Genomic DNA, 22,192 nt, shown 5'->3' on the forward strand with positions numbered 1-22,192 from the left:
ATATTTACATATAATACATCTTTTACATCACTTTAAACCTAAACTTTAAATTATTAATAATTTATTTATTTTTACTATTGACTTCTTATTAGAATTTTCATAAAATATATTTAACTTAATTATTAATGCTAAAGTCACTGATTGGAAATAGTACTTTAAAAATTTTACTTCAGCGAGTCGGCGTACGGTGAAAGGTCCGATATTAAAGTTTTAAAGGAATGGCTCCATGAGATACTGAGTGAAATCTTTATAAAGAAAGTAGCTTAAGTCGTGCCCTCACGTTATAGGGGTAAGATATCAAGATCATACTTCTTTGTATCTGATTTAAAGTAATACACTGTAGGTGGCAATATAGTATTTTCCTAGAATGGAAAGTACTTTTTTTATTTTTTGATAACTATCTATTTTGTATTAAAATTTTGGGTGGCACCACGGCTACTTCGTCCCAATACTGGAGATGAAGTAGCTTTTTTTTTATATATAATTAAATTTAAGGAGGTTATTTTATTATGTTAAATGGTAATTTTGGTGAATTTGGTGGTCAATACGTTCCGGATCAATCAAAAAAAGTTTTAGATGAACTTGAAAGGACATTTTTAAAATTTAAAGAGGATAAAACTTTTAAAGAGGAATATATGTATTATCTAAATCAATATGTTGGAAGACCTTCCCCCCTTTATTATGCTGAAAGAATGACTAAAAAATTAGGTGGAGCTAAAATTTATCTAAAAAGAGAGGATCTTAATCATACAGGAGCCCACAAAATTAATAATGTTATAGGTCAAATATTATTAGCTAAGCGTATGAATAAATCAGAGTTGATCGCTGAAACTGGTGCCGGACAACACGGTGTCGCTACTGCTACTGGTGCAGCCTTATTTGGAATGAAATGTACCATATATATGGGGGAAGAGGATATAAAAAAACAAGCACTTAATGTTTTTAAAATGAAGCTTTTAGGAGCAGAAGTAAAACCAGTAACTACCGGCACAAAGACCCTAAAAGATGCTGTTGATGAAGCATTAAAAGCCTTTATAAATTCTTCTAAAGATACTTTTTATGTAATGGGATCTGCAGTTGGTCCCCACCCGTATCCATGTATAGTTAAGGAATTTCAAAAAATAATAGGAGAAGAAGCTAAAAAACAAATTCTAGATATAGAAAAAAAATTGCCCGACCTTTTAATAGCTTGTGTTGGGGGAGGAAGTAATGCTATAGGACTATTTTCAGATTTTCTAAAAGATACCTCTGTACAAATTGTAGGAGTAGAAGCCGGAGGGCTAGGTATTGAAACTGGCAAGCATAGTTCTGCCCTTTATAAAAACTCCATAGCTACATTTCATGGTATGAAATCTTATTTCCTAATAGATCAAACTGGTGACTTAATGCCATCTTATTCTATTTCATCCGGACTTGATTATCCTGGTGTCGGCCCCGAACATGCGCATCTAAATTATAATAAACGAGTTAAATATACTAGTGTTACTGATAAGGAGGCTCTTGAAGCATTTGATTTTCTTTGCAAAATAGAAGGAATTATACCAGCACTAGAAAGTTCCCATGCAATAGCATATGCTATGAAAATAGCACCTAAAATGGATAAAAACAAAATAATTATAGTAAACTTATCTGGTAGAGGTGATAAAGATATTAATACAATTTTACAGATCAAAGATATGAAATAAATATAAACTAACTATTTGTACCTTATATAAAAAAGGAGTTCGCCCTATATGAAAATTATTTTTTCATTTTAGATGAACTCCTTTGATTTTTATTTATTGATGTGTAACATCTAAATTTCCAAACTTACTGTATTGACCAAGCCATGCCAGTTTAACTGTACCAACAGGACCATTTCTTTGTTTTGCAATAATACATTCTGCTACATTTTTTTCTTCAGTTTCTTTGTTATAATATTCATCTCTATATAAAAACATAACAAGGTCTGCATCCTGCTCAATAGATCCTGATTCTCTAAGATCTGAAAGCATTGGTCTATGATCTGCTCTTTGCTCTGGTGCACGTGATAACTGTGATAAAGCTATTACTGGGCATTCCATCTCCTTTGCTAAAGCCTTTATAGATCTAGAAATTTCTGATACCTCTTGTTGTCTGCTTTCACTTTTTAAACTACCAGACATTAATTGAAGATAATCTATTACTATCAAATCTATTCCATATTCCATTTTTAGCTTTCTACATTTAGATCTCATTTCCATAACTGAGGTTCCTGCTGTATCATCTATGTATATTTTAGCCGTTGATAACGGACCTGATGCCTTAGCTATATTTACCCAATCTTTATCTTCTAAATCACCTGTTCTAAGCTTTAGCATATCAACATTAGCTTCTGAACAAAGTAGCTTATATGCTAATTGTTCTTTTGACATTTCTAGCGAAAATATAGCCACACTTTTTCCCCCTCTTAAGGCAGCATACTCTGCTATATTTAGTGCAAATGTTGTTTTACCCATGGAAGGTCTAGCGGCAATTAATATCATGTCTCCCTTTTGAAATCCTGATGTTTTACTATCTAACTCAGAAAATCCTGAAGAAACTCCATTAATTTGACCTTTATTATTAAATATATTTTCTATATGTAAAAAGCCTCTCTCAAGTACAGAACTCATAGGTTCAAAATCACTAGTACTTCTATTTTCGGCAATATTAAATATCTTACTTTCTGCACTATCCATTACTGATTCTACATCATTTTGATTCTCATAACATTCTTCTATTATTTCTGTAGATGTTCTTATTAATTTTCGTAATATAGATTTATCTTTTACTATCTTAATGTACGATGTAACATTAGCAGTAGATATAACCGAACTACTTACTGCTGTAATATAACTGATTCCTCCACAATCTTCTATTTTAGATGTAGACTTTAATTCTTCCAATAAAGTTATCATATCAATCGGTATATCTCTTTGATACAGTTCTAAAATAGTATTAAAAATATTTTTATGATTATCTTTGTAAAAATCATCGCCTTTTAATACTTCTATTGCTTGAGCTATTGCACTTTTATCTTTCAGCATGGATCCTAAAACTGACTGTTCTGCTTCTACATTAAAAGGAAGAGTTTTTAAAGTATTCTCCATTACAAGCCTCCTTTAAGCTAATTTCCCCCATCTAAAAAAGATGGGGGGTAAAATAGATTTATCTAAAACACTATATTCATTATTTCTTCTATATTTCCTACTGATTTAACTTCTATGTCATTAAGACCCATTGGAACTTCTTTTTCATTATCTTTTGGTACAATTACAAGATTAATACCTTTTCGTCTTGCTCCATATATCTTTTCAAAGATTCCACCAACCGGTTTAACATTTCCTCTTAATGATATTTCTCCGGTAATAGCCACATCCTGTCTGATAGGTTTGCCTAATATTGCACTAATTATACAAGTTGTAATTGCAGCACCTGCAGATGGTCCATCTATTTTAGCCCCACCAACTACGTTTACATGTATGTCATAGTCCTTTATGTCCTTATTAGTTATTTTCCTTATAACTGTAGCTGCATTAAACACGGAATCTTTAGCCATAGAACCCGCTGTATCATTAAATCTAACTGTTCCCTTACCATTTTCTGTTTCGAAGGCTACAGCCTCAATTTCTAAAGTAGAACCTATATATCCTAATACACCTAGGCCATAAATATGCCCTATCTCCTTTTTATCCTTATCTAATACCTTATCTAAAGCATTTAGTCTACTAATAGATATTACTTGATCTAAATCTTCCATTGTAATTTTAATAGTTTCCTTTGGATTTAAACCTTTATCATGTAATACATAAGCATAAACATCTGATAGTATATTTACTGCTTTTCTACCTTCTATAGTATAATTACTAATAGCTCTGGCTACCCCTTCCTCTAACTCAACATTTATTTTTTCCGCTGCATTTATAACTATTTTCTCAATGTCAATGTTAGTTAAGGGTTCAAAATACACTTCTGTACATCTTGACCTTAAAGCTGGATTTATTTCTTTAGGCTCTCTAGTTGTTGCCCCAATTAAAACAAAATCCGCTGGAGCCCCATGTTCAAATAGGTATTTTACATACTTAGGTACATTTTCATCATCTGGGTCATAGTAAGAAGATGAGAATTCTACCCTTTTATCCTCTAATACTTTTAATAACTTATTTTGAAGAATAGTATCTAACTCTCCAATTTCATCAATGAATAATATTCCACTATGTGCCTCTGTAACTAATCCTGGCTTAGGTTCTGGAACACCTATTTCAGAAAATTCTCTTTTACTTCCTTGATATATCGGATCATGAACTGATCCTAAAAGTGGATTTGTTATCTCTCTTGGATCCCATCTTAATGTTGTTCCATCTACCTCTACAAATTTAGAATCCCCATCATAAGGTGTATAAGCTAATTTTTTAGCTTCTTCTAAAGCAATCCTAGCAGCTGTAGTTTTTCCTACACCTGGAGGTCCATATAGAATAATATGTTGAGGATATGGTGAAGCTATTTTAGATAATAATGCTTTAATTGCTCTTTCCTGACCTACTATTTCTTTAAAACTTTGAGGTCTTAATTTAGATTGTATATTATTTATTAATTGTTTTTTATCTAAGTTAACAAGCTCTTCGTATTTTTTAATTGTTTTAGCATTTTCAGGGCCCTTACGTTTTCTTATAATACCCAATTTTACTTCATCAACATATTTATCCTGCTTTTCAACTATTGCTTGCTCAACCTCTGCTTCTAATTTATTATTAACATATCGTTTTGCAACTTCATCCACTAAAGAATCATTTATCTTATCTAAATAACGCTCTATATTCTTTTCATTCGGAATAGAGTTAGAACATTTTCCATTGCTTATAATTTTATTTAAAGCATATGCCTTTTTAAAAATATCATTACTTTCAATGTGTTTTCTAAGACTAAATTTAACTATTCTAGATTGTACTCCACCTTCGGTTAATATTTTATTAGCAATATGATAAAGTAACTCCAATTGCACATCTAACGATAAATCCTGTTTCTCTATGCTTTCTGCAAAATTCTTTATTTTATTTCTACTCACTTCATTTTACACTATAGCAAATTGCAAGGGTTCCCCCTTGCCTTAAAATCTGCTTAGTGATCCTCCCTTCAGTAACTTCATAATTACTCGCTAAGAACCACTACTTTCATTTTAGCTGAAACTTCTGCATAAAGTTTAACCTCAATATCATAAGTTCCTGCTAATTTTATAGTTTCCATAACGATTTTCTTTTTATCAACATCAATATTAAATTTTTTCTTTAACTCAACTGATATATCTTTATTAGTAATAGCTCCAAATAATTTTCCATTTTCGCCTGATTTAGCTTTTATAGTTATTTCTTTATTCTTTAAGTTTTCTGCTTGTCTTTGTGCCTCTTCTACTTCAGCTAGCTTTTGCTTTCTTTCTATTTCATTTTTCTTATTTAAAATATTTAAACTAGAATTTGTAGCTTCCTCAGCTAAATTCTTAGGAAACAAGAAATTTCTTGCATATCCATCAGATACATTTACAACCTGCCCTTTCTTACCTTTACCTTTAACATCTTTTAATAATATAACCTTCATGTTATTCACCTTCCCTTAAATATTTCTCTATAGCATCCTTAACTAGGTTTACGGCTTCTTCAATATTAATATTATTAAGTTTAGCACCAGCTATAGTCATATGTCCACCGCCACCTACCTGTTCTAATATCATTTGGACATTAACTTTATCTAAAGAACGTCCACTTATAAATACACTTTCTTTTATTTTAACAAAAACAAAAGAAGCTTCAACACCTTTTATGTTTAAAAATTCGTCTGCAACTTGAGCTGCTATAACATTATCTTGTAAGTCCTCAGGACATACGGCAATTGCTATATCCTCGTACATTTCTACTGTTTTAATTATTTCTAGCTTTTTTAAGTATATTTCATAATCTTCTTTAAACATTTTTTTAATAGTTATAGTATCTGCACCTAATTTTTTTAACACAGCAGCAGCCTCAAAGGTTCTTACCCCTGTTTTAAAATAAAAATTCTTAGTATCAATATATATTCCTGCTAACATTACCATTGCCTCTGTTTTCGTCATATTTATTTTATCTAACAAATATGGCAACATCTCAGTTACAAGTTCTGACGTAGATGATGCATAGGTTTCAACATAACTAAGTAATGTATCTTGAATATAATCAGGAGCCTTCCTATGATGGTCTATTATTACTATTCTATCACTTTTTCTTACTAAATTCATACTTTCTACATGTCCTTCATTATGAACATCTACAAGAATTACTAGAGTTTTCTCAGTGACTTTTTCTAATGCCTTTTCAGTATTAATAAAAGCTTCTCTATATTTTATATCTTCCATGAGCTCTTTTTTAATATCTTTAATAACTAGACTTGTATTTTCTAAAACTATATTACAACTTTTATTTAACTGGCTTATTACATTGTATAACCCTACTGCAGCACCTAAACAGTCTACATCTATATTTTTGTGGCCCATAATTATTATTTTATCACTTTCATTAATTAGCTCTAATAATGCATGGGCAATTATTCTTGCCTTAACCTTAGTCCTTTTTTCCACCTCTTTACTTCTTCCACCGAAAAAAGATAAATTATCTTGGGTCTTTACGACTACCTGGTCACCACCTCTTCCTAAGGCTAACTCCTTAGCTGATTCGGCGAACCTATAATTATCATGTGGATTTTCTCCACCTCTTCCAACTCCAACACTTAACGTAACAGTTAACTTATTTCCATAATTTAATTCTCTTATAATATCAAGTATTTCAAATTTTTTTTCCATTTCTCTTTGAATTAACTTATCTTGCACAGTTAATACATATTTATTAGAGGAATACTTTTTAATCATTGCATTTAAACTTTGAGCATAACTATTGATATTTCTTTCTATATCTGCTGCTAATAATGGTGATTGGTCTTCAGAAGTTGTCTTTAAAACATCATTTAAGTTATCTACTTCAATTAGCATTATGCTATATTTATTTTCCTCAATATTTACCTTTAGATTATGTTTTTGGGTGACCTCATAAAAATAAAATAAAGTCACAGCATCCTTTTCTCGTTTATAACTATCTGCATATACAACAGTAGAAAATACATCAAAATAATTATTATTTATAATAATATCATAAAATTTAGATTTTCTTCCGTCTAGTATGAATTTAACATTTAATTCTTTGTTTACCTCTTTTATATTTGATCCTAAATACTCTTTGTTATCTACTATGTCACAAAAGTTTCTATTATACCACAGAATATTTCCATTAAAATCTACCATAACTAATGGAAATGGTAAATTAACAAAGGTACTACTGTTTGCTATATCCATTTTCTCAGAAAAATTTTCAACAAAATTCTTCCACTGATTTTCTCTCTTCTTGTTGCTCTTAAAGTTATACACTATTAAAAGAACATATATTATAAAAAATACACTTGCCTCTATCCTATGTTTATAGTAAAACAAAACTCCTATAAAAATGGCGATTAATAACATATACATTTTATTAGTAGGAGTAAATTTGTTCTCTCTATTATCCATATTAAACCTCCTTTTTCTTTTTTCTAAGGCTATATGGATCCAATCTTCTAAAATCAAATAACATCTCAGTAAAACCTATATAAAATAATATTTGCTGAAATCCTAAATTAATTAATAAAAGTAATATAATAATTACTAATCCTCTTGATTTTTTTAGTTTTTTTCTTAAAAGATATGTTATAGTCGCCATTCCATTAATAATCATTATGATATCTGTAATACTAATAAGACTTAATTCTAGAAACTCTCCAATAGCAAATTTCTTAACATTTAATATAACGGCAATGGAAACTAATCCAACCAATAAGGCTCCTAATAAATTACTAATATAAAAGTGTCTAAATCCCACCCTTTTTATTGGTTTTATATTAGAATTTCTTAAGAGTTTTTCTATTATAACATAATTTATAGTATTAAATACTATACAATATCCTAATATCATTGTAGGAATTATGCCTAAAACCACTTTTACATCAATAAAATCTTTAAAATTTACTAATATATCTATGTTACTATTACCTACTCCTACTTGTTTATAAGTAATTATCATATTATCTATCTGATCTTTAAGTAATTTAACTATCTTATTTAGATGCTCTACAATACTAACATTATTTATTGAAGTATAAAGTAAAACGTTTAGTATTAATAGCACAAAACTTATAGCTATTACTGTTTTTACTATATTTACACTACTAAATTCATTTTCTATACAATACGCAAAGGTTATTCCGATTATTGCTGTTACCAATATGGCCGATAGTGTACCTGATACACCATAAGTAAAAATATTTATTACACTTGAAATACCAATTATTAATACAGAAATTTTCCAATTAAATTTTAAACAAAGTAACATAATAGGTATTGGTAATAAAAAAATTCCTAATAAATTAATATCAATACTTGCAGCAGAAATGAACATAACTAACATTGACAGAAAAATTACTACGAATGACTCTACATTTTTGTTGCTACTCCATATTCTTTTTACCATTTCTTCCTCCATATTCTCTTTCTTTTAGATGTGTATATAATTTACTTAGATCTTTGTTATCTTTTTCAATTTCATCTCCTTCTATTATACCAGTTTTAAGTTTTTGTTTCATACATTCATCTACGGATAAATGAGAATATCCTAATCTACTAGCTAATACATATAATATAATTATTGCCCCAGAAATACAATTTAATATAGCATCTTGTGCTATGTTACTTCCCTTACATAAAAGTTTAAATAAATCCCCGATAACACAAATAAGTTCTGCTTTTAATTTTTCTATAGCATTTACATTGGCCATAATATTAAAATCTTCTCTTCTCATTTTTCACATCCCCTTATTGATTAATACATTTAATTAAAAATAAATTAGTACTGTATTAATTTTATCATTAACTATATTGTATTGATTTTTAAATATATATGCAATATAAGTTATAATGTTTTTCCAAAATATTCTTTATTTACTCGATATTTGAATATAATAATATTTATATCTTAATAAAATTAGAGATTATTATATTTAATAATAGTATTTCTGTAGCTAACTTAAGCATAATTTATTTTAAACAAAAAAAATAAAGCAGCACCCAAAAGGTACTGCTTTGAATACTTGATTATTCTATTGTGAATGGTAATAAAGCAACGTTTCTTGATTTCTTTATTGCTAAAGTTAACATTCTTTGATGTTTTGCACAGTTTCCAGAAATTCTTCTTGGAAGAATCTTTCCTCTTTCTGTTATGTACTTTTTAAGTACATTTATATCTTTATAATCTATGTATTGTGCTTTGTCTACACAAAATGCACAAACTTTTCTCTTTTTTCTTCTTGCACCTTGTCTTTTTTGACCAGCCATCTTCTTCCCTCCTTATTCTACCACATTAAAATGGTATGTCTTCATTTTCTATAGGGGTAACATCATTTCCATAACCTGGTTCTGGAGCTCCGCCACCGTTATTACTGTTTTGGAAATCATATGCTCCATCATTTTCAGCTGACTGTTTACTTCCTAAAAACTCTACGTCTTCGGCAATTACTTCGGTAACATATCGTCTAGTACCATCCTTAGCCTCGTAGCTTCTAGTCTCTATTCTTCCGCTAATACCAATTAGTCTACCTTTACTCATGTAATTAGCAGTTACCTCAGCCATTCTACCCCAAACTACTATAGGAATAAAATCCGCATCCGGTTGACCTTCTCTTTTAAACTTCCTGTTTACTGCTAGTGTAAAGGTGGTAACGGCCGTTCCAGCTCCTGGTGTAAATCTTAACTCAGGATCTTTTGTAAGTCTTCCGACCAATGTTACTTTATTCAACTAAAAACACCACCTATATCAAAATATATTATTTTTCGTTTTTAACGATCATATCTCTCATAACAGCATCAGAAATCTTTAAATTTCTTGATAATTCTTTTGGTAACTCTGGATTAGATTTGAAGTTAATTAATACATAGTGTCCTTCGTTAACCTTATCAATTGGATAAGCAAGCTTTCTCTTACCCCATAAATCAACGTTTTCGATTTCTCCACCATTGTTTTCAATTATACCTTTGAATTTTTCTACGTTAGCTTTAACAGCTTCTTCGTCTAATGATGGTTTTAATATGAACATTACTTCATATGCTCTCATTATATTCACCTCCTCCCTTCGGACTAACGGCTGTATTATAATAAATACAGCAGGGAAATCCATTAATTAATTTTACTCTTTATATGCAAAAAAATCAAGTACTTTTTATTAATCATTTAAGATTTTCTTTACTTTTTTTTCAAATTCTGTTCTTGATAACATAATTATCCTGTTACAACCTTTACACTTAATTTTAACATCGGCACCAACTCTTATAACTTCCCATTTATCACTTCCACAAGGATGAGTTTTTTTCATTTGTACTAAATCACCAATATTTATATCCTTCATAAATTCACCTCTATAATTATATTTTGCCCTTAATTACTAAATTTACACAATTTATTTATGTATAAAAAATTTACTTTATTTAAACTATAGATATATTATACTAAAGTATATATTATTATTAAAATAATTTAATACAAAAAATCTTCCTTAGTTTATTAATAATACCCTAAAGAAGATCTTTTATTTATTAAGATAGTTCTATATATTCTGAACCATTTTGTTCATAAATTTTCTTATACTCAATTTTATCTTCAAGTGACTTGAATGCCTCTAAAAACTCTTCACCCATCCTTAAACTAATTCCACAACTTTTAGTAATAAAAGTTGGGGTTGGTATTACAGTAACTTTTATTTCATTAGCTTTAGATTCTGCTTCAGCCTTTATAGCATCATGAGTATTTTTAAAGGTAATAATATAATTTTTCATATGTAACCACCTATTATAGATTTATTATCTTATCTGAAGAATTCATGGTTTCTACTATTGAATACATATTACTTATTTCTCCAATAGTTAATTTATCCTTTAATTGATAGAAGTCTAAACATGTACCACAAACCTGTATTTTTACACCTTTTTCTTGTAATACTTTTAGACTTTCCAATACATCTGATTCTTCTATAGTAAGTTTAACCCCACCATTGAAAAATAACATATCTGTTGGAAGTATAGCTGCTTCTGATAATGCAAACATGTAGCTCTTTATAAGAGTTTTTCCTAAAACATCATCGCCATCACCTAACTTATCTTTTCCTACAGCTATGGTAAACTTCTCATTTTTTACTTCTTCTATACAACAGCAACCCTTAGTTTTTGTCATATTAATATAAAAGTCTCCATTTTTTTCTTCAGCCTTTGTATCAAAATTATTAGTATTTGCGAATTTTAGTAAATTGTTTTTTGCAACTTCATTATCAACTATAATTTGTGCTTCTCCTTCTTCAATTGAATCAAAGTATTTTTTTGTATTAACAACTGGTATTGGGCAATTTAAACCTCTACAATCTAATTCCTTCATAATTTTAGTGTATCTAAAATATAAATATTTCAGAAACACTCTTCACCCCTTTCATCTTATACTTTATAATTATTATATAGCATAGATTGAAATTGTACTTTTATATAATTTTAATCTATAATATTTATTGGAAATATCTATACTCATTATATCAAATATATGGGCTCGAGGTAATACTTTTATGAATAATTTAATTTTACTTTTAAAGGCCATTTCAGTAGGTCTTATTACTGGAATTATCCTTGGCATACCATTAGGACCAGCAGTAATAGAGTCTATTAATAGAACAGTTGCTATAAATTTAAAAGCTGGAATGGAAGTCGCCATTGGTGCCGTATTTGCTGATTTAACTTATATTTTACTTATAAACTTAGGCTTTAAAAATCTGTTTTATAAAAGCAAGTACACTGAACCCTTATTTTGGATTATTGCAGGTTTAGTTTTAATTATAATAGCACTTTTTTCTTATAAAAAAACTAAAAAAACTACATGTATTCAAAAAAACAATGGGTGTGACGGCATCTATACGAAAAATAAATTGCTACATATTGGTTTTTTAAGGGGTTATCTAATAACCTTTACAAATCCCTTAACTCCAACATTATGGATTACCTTAAGTGGTACTTTATTTATGGATTGGTACAAATTTGGTACCTTATATTATATAACTTTTATTGCTTGTATTCTCTTAGGTATGCTACTTTGGTTTAGTATTCTAAACCTACTAGCCTATAAAGGTTTAAAAGTTTTAAAAGAAAAGAAAAACTGTAATATATTATCTGTATTTCTAAACATTACAATATTAATAATTGGTATTGGTTTTGTAATCTGGGGGCTTATAAAATTTACAAAAATATTATAATAAGGATGTGAATTTAATGAACTTATATCTTGATAATGCGGCTACAACTTTTCCAAAACCTCATGAAGTTATTAATGCCGTTACAAACTATATGGCATTTCTAGGATCTAATCCTGGCCGTGGAAGTTCTACTTCATCATTTAAAGGAGGACAATTAGTCTTTCAATGTAGAGATGCCTTAATGAAATTTTTTAATTTCAATAAACAAGAAAATGTTATCTTTACTCAAAACATTACTACTTCATTAAATATTTTAATAAAAGGATTAATAAAAAAAGGAGATCATGTTATTACTTCTTCAATGGATCATAATGCTACTCTTCGTCCTCTTAATTCATTAAAAGAAAATGGTATTATAGATCTTACTATAATTAAATGTTCAAAAGAAGGTTTACTTTCTGTAGAAGATTTTAAAAACTCTATAAAACCAAATACACGATTAGTTGTATTATCACATGCTTCAAATATAGTAGGAACAATTCAACCACTAGAAGAAATAGGTGCTATATGTAAAGAGAAAAATATTTTCTTTATAATTGATACGGCACAAACAGCTGGAGTATTATCATTAGATTTCAATAAATTAAATTGTAATGCACTTGCGTTTACTGGTCATAAAAGTTTATTAGGACCTCAAGGAATTGGTGGTTTCCTAATTGATGATAAAATGAATAATGAAGTTTCTCCTTTACTAGAAGGCGGAACTGGAAGTTTATCTTCTAGTATTATTCAACCAGATTTTTTACCAGATAAGTTTGAAAGTGGAACTATGAATACTCCTGGAATTGCTGGTTTGCTAGCAGGTTTAAATTTTATAAACAATTTTGGACTTAACAATATTAAAGAAAAAGAAGAAGAACTTACAAAAGAATTTATAGATGCCATGTGCAATATGGATTCTATAGAGGTATATGGATTAAAGAATGCCTCCTGTAGAACTTCCACTGTTTCTATAAATTCATCTAAGATAGATAACTCTGAATTAGGATTTTGTTTAGATAGAGAATTTGGTATAAGCACAAGGACAGGATTACATTGCGCACCTCTTGCACATGAAACTATAGGTTCTTATCCAATAGGAACTATAAGATTTAGCTTTGGTATTTTTAATGACCTTAATGATGTAAAATATGCTATAAATAGTATAAACCAAATTATAACTAGGTTATAGATTAAAATTTATTATATACCTACTACTTAAGAGATGTTTCATTATAAAAATTTTATTTTTATAATGAAACATCTCTTTTTTATTATTTTATACATTTTTATTTAGTATGTATATTATTCAAATATTTGTCAATAATATCTATTATTAGGAGGTGCTATACCATGAATAAAACTGTTATTGCTTGTACAGATAATAATTGTATCTATCAACTAAGGGATAAGTTAAGCGATTACATTCTCCCTATTTTAAAAAATAAACGTCCAATAATAATTTTGTGTATAGGAACTGATAGATCCACTGGAGATAGCCTAGGTCCCCTAGTTGGAGAAAAACTTAAATTTTTATCTCGAGAAAATTTATATATCTATGGAAATCTAGAAAATCCTGTTCATGCTAAAAATATAGAAGATACATTACAAAATATCAAATCTACATTTAAAAATCCTTATATAATTGCAGTAGATGCATGTTTAGGAAATATAAATAATATAGGTAGTATAGTAATTCAAGAGAAAGCACTTTCTCCAGGTGCTGCTCTTAATAAACCTCTCCCTAAAGTAGGAAATTTAAGTGTAACAGGAATAGTTAATATTTCTGGCTCTTTAGAATTTATGGTATTACAAAATACTAGATTATACACAGTAATGGAACTAGCTGAAAAAATTTCCTCTGGAATATATCATTCTATTATAAAAACCATAGGTGGTAGAAAAAGATCTTTAAGTAGTATATAACAAAAAAAATATATAACTACAATTGTAGTTATATATTTTTTTGTTATATTATGTTTTTCTCATAAAAAAATAAATAAACTTATTAATCGCTTCTTTATTTTTCTCCATCTTTACTTTTTTCTTTGCTTTTATAATTATTTATAGCTTCTTCTAAAACTTCTTCTTCTTCCTCTGATAAATCATATCTTGAAATTCCTTTATCAATAGGTTTAGCATAAGATGTGCTTTCATTTCTACCATATATACCAGTTATAATTATACCATCGTTTTCACTATCCAATAATGCTATTGAATAACTTAAATCTGCTCCAACATCATCAAAGGCCTGATATCTCTTTATTGCTGTTTTTTGGATACATCTATTTAATCTATCATCAAATTCACCAAATCTACTTGCAACAGAATCCATAGATCCCTTAGCATCCTCTATCTTCTCTAAATAATCAACAATAAGTCCTTCTAAATTTTTATTGTTTACCCCTCTCATCATCTTTCTATATCTTTTCTCTAGTTTATTTGTTTTTACTAAAACTATAATAAAGAATATAAATTGTAAAAGTATAATTGCACCTAATGCTATTAATATTAACTCCATATTTGATGTCGCAAAGTTCTTTAAAAATTCCAAGTCTAACTCTTCCTTTCCTGTTGTTTATATATACTTTATAAATGTTTCACGTGAAACATTTATATGTTTAACATATCTAATATTCTTTGAAGTTCTTCCTGAGAATAATATTCTATTTGTATTTTTCCTTTTTCTTTTCCTTTAGTATTTACCTCTACCTTTGTTCCAAAGTAATCTTGAAGCCTATTTTGGATATCTTTGATAAATGGAGATACTTTAGGTAATGTCTTTCCTTTATTATCCCTATTTTCATTTATATGCTTAACAAGTAACTCTACCTGTCTAACTGATAGATTTTCATCTATAATTTTTTTAGCAATTTCATTTTGAAGATTAGCATCATTTAATCCTAGTAATGCTCTACCATGACCTTCCGAAATAACCCCATCTACTAAATATTCCTTTACTGTTTTATCTAGATTTAATAACCTTAGAGAATTAGCTATCGCTGTTCTTGATTTTCCCATCTTTTCACTTAATTGTTGTTGGGTTATTTTTAAGTCTTGTATAAGTTTATCATAAGCTAAAGCTTCCTCGATAGGATTTAAATCTTCTCTTTGAATATTTTCAATAAGAGATAATTTTAAGACTTCATCATTTCCTATATCCTCTAATATAACAGCGGGAACTTCTTTTAAATTAGCTAATCTTGCAGCTCTCCATCTTCTTTCTCCAGCTATTATTATGTAAGTTTTATTTTCTAATCTTTTTAAAATTAATGGTTGTATTATTCCATTTTCCTTAATTGATTTAGATAATTCACTTATTTTTTCGTCATCAAAGCTTTTTCTTGGTTGCTCAGGATTAGGCTTAATTAAATTAATCCACACTTTATTTACAGATGATGTTTGCCTTTCCTTCTCTTGTGTATTATTAGGTGTTTGGGGAATTAATGCTCCTAACCCTTTTCCTAGTCCATATTTTTTACTCAACCTTTAAAACCTCCTTTTGCCTCTTTATAAACTCTTCAGTAACCTTCTTAAACGCCTTAGCACCTTTACAATTACCATCATAAAGTGCTATAGGTAATCCATAGCTTGGTGCTTCTGCTAATCTAATATTCCTATTTATAACATTTTCATAAACCTTGTCATTAAAAAATTCTCTTACTTCTTGAGAAACTTCATTGCAAAGTCTTGTCCTATTATCGTACATAGTCATAATTACGCCTTCAATATCTAATTTAGTGTTAAGACCCATTTTTACTAAATTAAATGTATTCATTAATTGTCCTACTCCTTCTAATGCATAAAATTCACATTGAATTGGTATTAATACGCTATTAGCTGCTGTTAATGCGTTAATTGTTAATACACCAAGTGATGGAGGACAATCCATAAAAATAAAATCATAATTACCTTTTATTTCTTCTAATTTATTTTTCAATATAGTTTCTCTATTTTGTGCATCTATAAGTTCTACCTCTGCTCCTGCTAATTCCATGGTAGATGGTGCTATAAAAAGGTTTTCAACCAAATCGCTTTCTATAATAATATCATTTAAAGATATGTCTGTAGTCAATACATCATACATAGATTTTTCTATATTACTCTTGTCTATACCTAAGCCGCTTGTAGTATTTCCTTGAGGATCTATATCTATAGTTAATACCCTATAACCCTCTAATGCTAAAAAAGTACACAAATTTATATTAGTAGTTGTTTTTCCAACTCCACCTTTTTGATTAAAAATACATATCGTTTTCACTCAATCACCCCTACCTTTTTTAATTAATCCTAAAATGGTCTTTCTATAACATCATTTATAAAAATTAATTCAATTTATATTATTCTAATAAACATCCTATATTTTTATTATATAGTTTAAAAGAAAATATTAAAAGATAAAAATCAAAATAAAACTTAAATTAATGTTTCACGTGAAACATTAATTTAAAATAAGGCTATATCTATATAAATAATTGAACTTTAAATAATTGGTCCAATTATATAAGACATAGCCATCAAAAAATTTTTATTAAATTTTATATTACTTAGAATCTTTCTTAGGAATAATAACAGTAACTTGAATAGCATCATCAAGATCTTTAGACGTATATTTAGCACTTATACCATATTTATCAAATACCTGTTTTATTGTATTCATATATACTCTAGGACTAAAAATACTTTTTATTTTTTTCTTACTATCTGCTGCAATCTCTTCATGAGCCAACTTTAGTAATTCCCTGTCTATAAGTTCCTCAGTTTTTTTAACATTTAATCCATCTTTAACAACCCTCTGTAAGACTTTTAACTGCAACTGTTTATCTGGCAACTTTAACAATGCCCTTGCATGTCTCTCTGTTAAATTGTTTTCTATTAAAATTTTCCTTAATTCTTTATCTAGTCTTAAAACTCTAAGTTTATTAGCAATGGTGGATTGTTTTTTTCCTATTACTTCCGCTAATTGTTCTTGTGTATATGAATGATCTTTTATTAAATTTTGATATGCCTCTGCTTCTTCTAAAAAATTTAAATCTTCTCTTTGCAAATTTTCTAATAAAGCTAATACGGCTGATTCCTTATCGTCAACATTTATAACCAAGGTTGGTACTTCTTTTAGTCCAACTAATTTAGCTGCCCTATAACGTCTTTCCCCTGCAACTAATTCAAAACTATAATCCCCTAATCTTCTTACAGTTAAAGGTTGAAGAATTCCATAAGCCTTTATTGATTGAGCCAATTCCTTTATAGACTCATCATTAAAAACTTGTCTTGGTTGATATATATTAGGAACTATATTTTCAACTGGAATATAACATATACTATTATCCATATGTATTTTCCCTACAAATCGTAGGGACCCCCCTCCTTCCAATGATTAATCCCTTATTATAAAATAAATTTTTAGTTTAATTAATAAACTAAACTTGCGTTTTCTAATTATTTACAAATAACTCCATAAAATATCTCTTACCTTATACATATACTTATATTTTATACTTTATAGTAAAATTTGGCAATATAAAAACTTAATTTTCACTTTATTTTATAGGTTTTTTATTTGCCGTTCCTGCTTTTCTTGGATATTGTTTAGGTGTATTCTTTATTTTTTTAATTACAACTAGATTATGATTTAAATCACTACCCTCTATTTCTACAGGAATAACCTTTTCAACTTTTCCACCTAAAGTTGTAATTGCCTTTTTTCCTTCAGATAATTCATCATCAACTGCTGGTCCTTTAAGTGCAACAAAATGTTTATCTACGTTTACATAAGGTAGACAGAATTCGCTAAGTACAGCTAAATTAGCAACTGCCCTTGATACAACAATATCAAATTTCTCCCTATATTCGGACTTAATTGCAAAATCCTCGGCCCTTCCATGTATAGTAGATATATCTTGAAGTCCTAAATCATCTATAACTATATTTAAAAAATTAATTCTTTTATTTAAGGAATCTAATAAAACCATTTTACAATCAGGATTTACAATTTTCATTGGTATACCTGGAAATCCTCCCCCTGTTCCTATATCTATTATAGTTTTAGCTTTTTTTATTTCTTCACATTTAAATATTTTTATAGAATCGATAAAATGCTTCTTTATAATCTCCTCATCTTCAGTAATAGAAGTTAGATTGACCTTTTTATTCCATTCCTTTATTAAATCTTTATAACATATAAACTGATTATACTTTTTCTCGTCAAATTCTAATCCTACATCTTCACAAGCTTGTTTTAAAATATCAAAATATTGCATATAGTCCTTCCTTTCTTAGTACTTAATATATTTTTCAATCTTCTGAATTGTATAAAATATATTAAGTGTATTATGCCACGTTTAGTTTGTATTACTTAAACGTGGCATTTTTTATTAAAATTATTTTCTATTTAATTGTTCTAAATATATAAGTAATACTGATACATCCGCAGGAGAAACCCCAGAAATTCTAGAAGCTTGACCTATATTATCGGGTCTTATATTATTTAATTTTTGGATAGCTTCTATTCTAAGTCCTTTAACATCACTATAATTAATGTTCTCTGGTAACTTTCTCTTTTCAAATTTTTTAAATTGATTTACCTGTTCTAATTGTTTATCTATATATCCTTCATATTTAGACATAATATTTACTTGTTCTTGAACATTATATGGCAAATTCGGCCTTTCTATATCTAAATCTTTTATAATAAAATAATCTAACTCTGGTCTCTTTATTAATTCATATAAGCTTATAGGTTTTTTAAGTGTTGTAGATCCTTTGCTTTCTAGGAATTCTACAACCTCTTTCTTTCCAGTTATCTGTATAGATTTAAGTCTTTGAATTTCTGATTCAATTTGCTCTCTTCTCTTTTTAAATCTAGCATATCGTTCTTCTGAAACTAATCCACAGTCATATCCCATGTCTGTCAATCTTAAATCTGCATTATCCTGTCTTAATATTAGCCTATATTCAGAACGTGAAGTCATCATTCTATATGGTTCATTTGTTCCTTTAGTAACTAAATCATCTATTAAAACCCCTATATAAGCATCTGATCTATTCAATATTAATGGTTCCTTATTTAGTACTTTCCTAGCGGCATTTAGACCAGCTATAAGTCCTTGACATGCAGCCTCTTCATATCCAGAACTTCCATTAATTTGTCCACCAGAAAATAATCCGCTTATATTTTTAAATTCTAAAGATAACTTTAACTGAGTCGGATTTATACAATCATATTCTATAGCATATCCAGTTCTCATAACTTCTACATTTTCAAGACCTGGTACAGTTTTTAACATTGCTAACTGTACATCTTCTGGTAATGAACTTGACATACCTTGAACATACATTTCCTCTGTATCTAATCCTTCAGGTTCAACAAAAATTTGATGTTGTAGTTTATCAGGAAATCTCATTACTTTGTCTTCTATAGATGGACAATATCTTGGACCTGTGCTCTTTATTGAGCCATTATATAATGGGCTCCTATGTATATTATTTCTTATTACTGAATGGGTTTCATCATTGGTATAAGTTAAATAACAAGGTACTTGTTCCTTTTCTAATTCTTCATTTAAGAATGAGAATGGAACTACTTGTTTATCCCCTTCTTGAATTACCATCTTAGAAAAATCTACCGAACGTCTATTTATCCTACACGGTGTACCTGTTTTAAACCTTCTCAATTCAATTCCCGCCTCTTGTAAACTATCTGAAAGAAATTTGGCAGAACTTAAACCTGATGGTCCTTCTTCGTATTGAACATCACCTATAATTATTTTTGATTTTAAATATGTACCAGTTGTCATTACTACTGTTTTGGTATTAAAGTAAGCTCCATTTTTAGTTAGAACCCCTTTAACTTTATTATTCTCTATATCAATCTTTATAACTTCTAATTGTCTTAATACTAAATTTTCCTGTTTTTCTATTACTTTTTTCATACTCTCAGAATACTTTCTTTTATCCGCCTGAGCTCTTAATGAATGTACTGCTGGCCCTTTTGAAGTGTTAAGCATTCTTGATTGAATAAATGTTTTATCAATGTTAATACCCATCTCTCCGCCAAGAGCATCTATTTCTCTTACTAGATGCCCTTTAGCAGTTCCACCAACATTAGGATTACATGGCATCATAGCTATACTATCCAAATTTATAGTACACATTAATGTCTTACATCCTAATCTAGCTGCTGCAAGTGCTGCCTCACAACCTGCATGACCTGCACCAATTACAACAACATCAAATTCTCCTCCTATATACATATGTACACCTACTTTCCTAAACAAAATTTAGAGAATATTTTATGTATAATATCCTCTTCTAGAGTATCCCCTGTTATTTCTCCTAAGTTACTCCATGCATTTCTTAAATCTATAGATGCTAAATCGATAGCAAATACTGTTCTTAATGTATCTAATGAACTTTCTAAGTTCTCTTTTGCTCTTATTAATGCCTCTTTGTGTCTATTATTAGTTATAAATATATCATCAGAATTTATTTCCCCTTTAAAAAACATATCTTTAATAATATTTTTTAAAGTGTCTATTCCTTCTCCTGTTTTAGCTGAAATTTTATAGACTTTTTCTTTCGGTAAAAGGTCTAAAACATCCTCTTTTACTTTAGAATCTAAATCTGACTTATTTAATAACACAACATAATTCTTATCTTTTATGTGATTAAAGATTTCCATATCTTCTTCATCAATCTCTCTGCTTAAATCCATCATGAATACAATTAGATCAGCCTCTTCTATCTTTTCCTTAGACTTCTCTACTCCAATTTTCTCTACTATGTCTTCTGTTTCTCTTATTCCTGCAGTGTCAACTATTTGTACTGGAACACCACTTAAATTAATATATTCTTCAATTACATCTCTTGTAGTACCTGGAACATCAGTTACTATAGCTCTCTTTTCTCTTAATAATGCATTTAGAAGAGATGATTTACCTACATTAGGTTTACCTACAATTACAAGTTTTAGACCTTCTCGTATAATTTTACCCTCTTCAGCGTATTCAAGAAGTTCATCTATTTTTTGTAAAATTTCAGTCAAATCTTTTGTTGCTTGTTCATTAGTTACCTCTTCTAGATCGTCTTCTGGGTAATCAACTGTAGCTTCAATATGTGCTATAACCCCTAATAATCTATCTCTAAGCTCAGATATTTCCTTGGAAATTTTACCCTCAGATTGCATAACCGCAGATTTTGCACTTAACTCAGTTTTAGCTTGAATTATATCAATTACAGCTTCTGCCTGACTTAAATCAATTCTTCCATTTAAAAATGCCCTTTTAGTAAATTCTCCAGGCTCTGCTAACCTAGCTCCTGCCTTTATTACCTCTTTTAATATACTATTAGTAACTACAACTCCACCATGACAATTAATTTCTATAGTATCTTCTGCTGTAAAGCTCCTAGGCCCTTTCATATAAGTAACTATAACTTCATCTAGGTCCTTCCCTTCACCATCTACTATATATCCATATCTCATGGTATAAGTTTTTATATCTTTAATACTTCTATTATTTTTTCCTCTAAAAATCTTATCTATTATATCTATAGCTTTACCGCCAGATAATCTTATAATTGATATACCACCCTCACCCATACTTGTAGCAACAGCAGCAATAGTATCAAATTCTTTCATATTCTCTATCCTTTCATAAAAATAGTGAAAACAAAATATCTATATGATTTTATCATATATATATTAATATATAAATGGTAATTGTTATGGATTTATTAAATATACTAGTATATTTATTTGCCCAAAATATAAATTTTAATTCATTTTTTATAAAAAATATCTATATTATTAACAAAGGCTGCTGACTTA

23 protein-coding genes are annotated in these 22,192 nt (G+C 28.7%); 4 read left to right on the plus strand and 19 right to left on the minus strand.

Annotated elements, in window-relative coordinates:
* Window positions 1-509: 509 nt before the first annotated feature.
* The gene (trpB, locus tag QOZ93_RS02225; RefSeq protein WP_307354939.1) at window positions 510-1,685 is read left to right on the plus strand and encodes a tryptophan synthase subunit beta; all 1,176 of its coding nucleotides are present in this window, start codon (window positions 510-512) and stop codon (window positions 1,683-1,685) included.
* A 93-nt stretch (window positions 1,686-1,778) separates the two neighbouring features.
* On the opposite strand, the gene QOZ93_RS02230 is transcribed toward trpB, so the two are convergent.
* The 12 genes from QOZ93_RS02230 to yedF all read right to left on the minus strand — a co-directional run bounded on the left by QOZ93_RS02230 (window position 1,779) and on the right by yedF (window position 11,525).
* Window positions 1,779-3,110 carry a replicative DNA helicase gene (locus QOZ93_RS02230; protein WP_307354940.1) on the minus strand — a complete coding sequence of 444 codons (1,332 nt, stop codon included), beginning with the start codon at window positions 3,108-3,110 and terminating at the stop codon, window positions 1,779-1,781.
* 62 nt (window positions 3,111-3,172) lie between these two features.
* Window positions 3,173-5,065, minus strand: coding sequence for a Lon family ATP-dependent protease (lonC, locus tag QOZ93_RS02235; RefSeq protein ID WP_111944292.1), 1,893 nt, complete (start codon window positions 5,063-5,065; stop codon window positions 3,173-3,175).
* A gap of 83 nt (window positions 5,066-5,148) precedes the next feature.
* Window positions 5,149-5,592 (minus strand): 50S ribosomal protein L9, encoded by a 444-nt coding sequence (gene rplI, locus QOZ93_RS02240; protein ID WP_111944293.1) that lies wholly within the window; start codon window positions 5,590-5,592, stop codon window positions 5,149-5,151.
* 1 nt (window position 5,593) lies between these two features.
* Window positions 5,594-7,582: a DHH family phosphoesterase gene (locus QOZ93_RS02245; RefSeq protein WP_307354941.1), complete on the minus strand. Its 1,989-nt coding sequence runs from the start codon at window positions 7,580-7,582 to the stop codon at window positions 5,594-5,596.
* Window position 7,583: 1 nt separating this feature from the next.
* Entirely contained in the window at window positions 7,584-8,579 is a 996-nt protein-coding gene (locus QOZ93_RS02250; protein WP_307354942.1) for a DUF2232 domain-containing protein, read from the minus strand.
* On the minus strand, window positions 8,557-8,907 hold the full coding sequence (locus QOZ93_RS02255) for a MazG-like family protein (RefSeq protein ID WP_111944296.1): 351 nt from the start codon (window positions 8,905-8,907) through the stop codon (window positions 8,557-8,559). Before QOZ93_RS02255 ends, QOZ93_RS02250 begins: the two co-directional genes overlap by 23 nt.
* A gap of 292 nt (window positions 8,908-9,199) precedes the next feature.
* Window positions 9,200-9,439: a 30S ribosomal protein S18 gene (gene rpsR, locus QOZ93_RS02260; RefSeq protein ID WP_111944297.1), complete on the minus strand. Its 240-nt coding sequence runs from the start codon at window positions 9,437-9,439 to the stop codon at window positions 9,200-9,202.
* Between the two features lie 25 nt (window positions 9,440-9,464).
* Window positions 9,465-9,899: a single-stranded DNA-binding protein gene (locus QOZ93_RS02265; protein ID WP_307354943.1), complete on the minus strand. Its 435-nt coding sequence runs from the start codon at window positions 9,897-9,899 to the stop codon at window positions 9,465-9,467.
* Window positions 9,900-9,927: 28 nt separating this feature from the next.
* Window positions 9,928-10,215, minus strand: coding sequence for a 30S ribosomal protein S6 (rpsF, locus tag QOZ93_RS02270; RefSeq protein ID WP_111944299.1), 288 nt, complete (start codon window positions 10,213-10,215; stop codon window positions 9,928-9,930).
* Window positions 10,216-10,323: 108 nt separating this feature from the next.
* Window positions 10,324-10,506: a DUF951 domain-containing protein gene (locus QOZ93_RS02275; protein WP_307354944.1), complete on the minus strand. Its 183-nt coding sequence runs from the start codon at window positions 10,504-10,506 to the stop codon at window positions 10,324-10,326.
* A gap of 187 nt (window positions 10,507-10,693) precedes the next feature.
* Window positions 10,694-10,933, minus strand: coding sequence for a putative Se/S carrier protein (locus tag QOZ93_RS02280; RefSeq protein WP_307354945.1), 240 nt, complete (start codon window positions 10,931-10,933; stop codon window positions 10,694-10,696).
* A gap of 13 nt (window positions 10,934-10,946) precedes the next feature.
* The gene (yedF, locus tag QOZ93_RS02285) at window positions 10,947-11,525 is read right to left on the minus strand and encodes a sulfurtransferase-like selenium metabolism protein YedF (RefSeq protein WP_307354946.1); all 579 of its coding nucleotides are present in this window, start codon (window positions 11,523-11,525) and stop codon (window positions 10,947-10,949) included.
* A gap of 181 nt (window positions 11,526-11,706) precedes the next feature.
* Here yedF and QOZ93_RS02290 point away from each other — a divergent pair, with 181 nt between their 5' ends.
* From QOZ93_RS02290 to yyaC, 3 genes are all read left to right on the plus strand, one after another.
* Entirely contained in the window at window positions 11,707-12,387 is a 681-nt protein-coding gene (locus tag QOZ93_RS02290) for a LysE family translocator (RefSeq protein WP_307354947.1), read from the plus strand.
* 16 nt (window positions 12,388-12,403) lie between these two features.
* Window positions 12,404-13,558: an aminotransferase class V-fold PLP-dependent enzyme gene (locus tag QOZ93_RS02295; protein ID WP_307354948.1), complete on the plus strand. Its 1,155-nt coding sequence runs from the start codon at window positions 12,404-12,406 to the stop codon at window positions 13,556-13,558.
* 161 nt (window positions 13,559-13,719) lie between these two features.
* A complete protein-coding gene (yyaC, locus tag QOZ93_RS02300) occupies window positions 13,720-14,292 on the plus strand; it encodes a spore protease YyaC (RefSeq protein WP_307354949.1) in 573 nt (190 codons plus the stop codon).
* A gap of 94 nt (window positions 14,293-14,386) precedes the next feature.
* Here yyaC and QOZ93_RS02305 read toward each other — a convergent pair whose 3' ends face one another.
* From QOZ93_RS02305 to mnmE, 7 genes are all read right to left on the minus strand, one after another.
* On the minus strand, window positions 14,387-14,887 hold the full coding sequence (locus QOZ93_RS02305; protein ID WP_307354959.1) for a DUF4446 family protein: 501 nt from the start codon (window positions 14,885-14,887) through the stop codon (window positions 14,387-14,389).
* A gap of 92 nt (window positions 14,888-14,979) precedes the next feature.
* A complete protein-coding gene (locus QOZ93_RS02310; RefSeq protein ID WP_307354950.1) occupies window positions 14,980-15,852 on the minus strand; it encodes a ParB/RepB/Spo0J family partition protein in 873 nt (290 codons plus the stop codon).
* Window positions 15,845-16,627, minus strand: a complete 783-nt coding sequence (locus QOZ93_RS02315; RefSeq protein WP_307354951.1) for a ParA family protein — start codon at window positions 16,625-16,627, stop codon at window positions 15,845-15,847. The genes QOZ93_RS02310 and QOZ93_RS02315 overlap by 8 nt, the downstream gene beginning before the upstream one ends.
* A 282-nt stretch (window positions 16,628-16,909) precedes the next feature.
* Window positions 16,910-17,698 carry a nucleoid occlusion protein gene (gene noc, locus QOZ93_RS02320; RefSeq protein WP_111944307.1) on the minus strand — a complete coding sequence of 263 codons (789 nt, stop codon included), beginning with the start codon at window positions 17,696-17,698 and terminating at the stop codon, window positions 16,910-16,912.
* 208 nt (window positions 17,699-17,906) lie between these two features.
* Window positions 17,907-18,626, minus strand: coding sequence for a 16S rRNA (guanine(527)-N(7))-methyltransferase RsmG (gene rsmG / locus QOZ93_RS02325; RefSeq protein ID WP_111944308.1), 720 nt, complete (start codon window positions 18,624-18,626; stop codon window positions 17,907-17,909).
* Between the two features lie 120 nt (window positions 18,627-18,746).
* Window positions 18,747-20,618 carry a tRNA uridine-5-carboxymethylaminomethyl(34) synthesis enzyme MnmG gene (mnmG, locus tag QOZ93_RS02330; protein WP_307354952.1) on the minus strand — a complete coding sequence of 624 codons (1,872 nt, stop codon included), beginning with the start codon at window positions 20,616-20,618 and terminating at the stop codon, window positions 18,747-18,749.
* Window positions 20,619-20,626: 8 nt separating this feature from the next.
* Window positions 20,627-22,003 (minus strand): tRNA uridine-5-carboxymethylaminomethyl(34) synthesis GTPase MnmE, encoded by a 1,377-nt coding sequence (mnmE, locus tag QOZ93_RS02335; RefSeq protein ID WP_307354953.1) that lies wholly within the window; start codon window positions 22,001-22,003, stop codon window positions 20,627-20,629.
* Window positions 22,004-22,192 lie beyond the last annotated feature (189 nt).

The organism is Hathewaya limosa, from assembly GCF_030815255.1.
GTDB lineage: Bacteria > Bacillota > Clostridia > Clostridiales > Clostridiaceae > Hathewaya > Hathewaya limosa.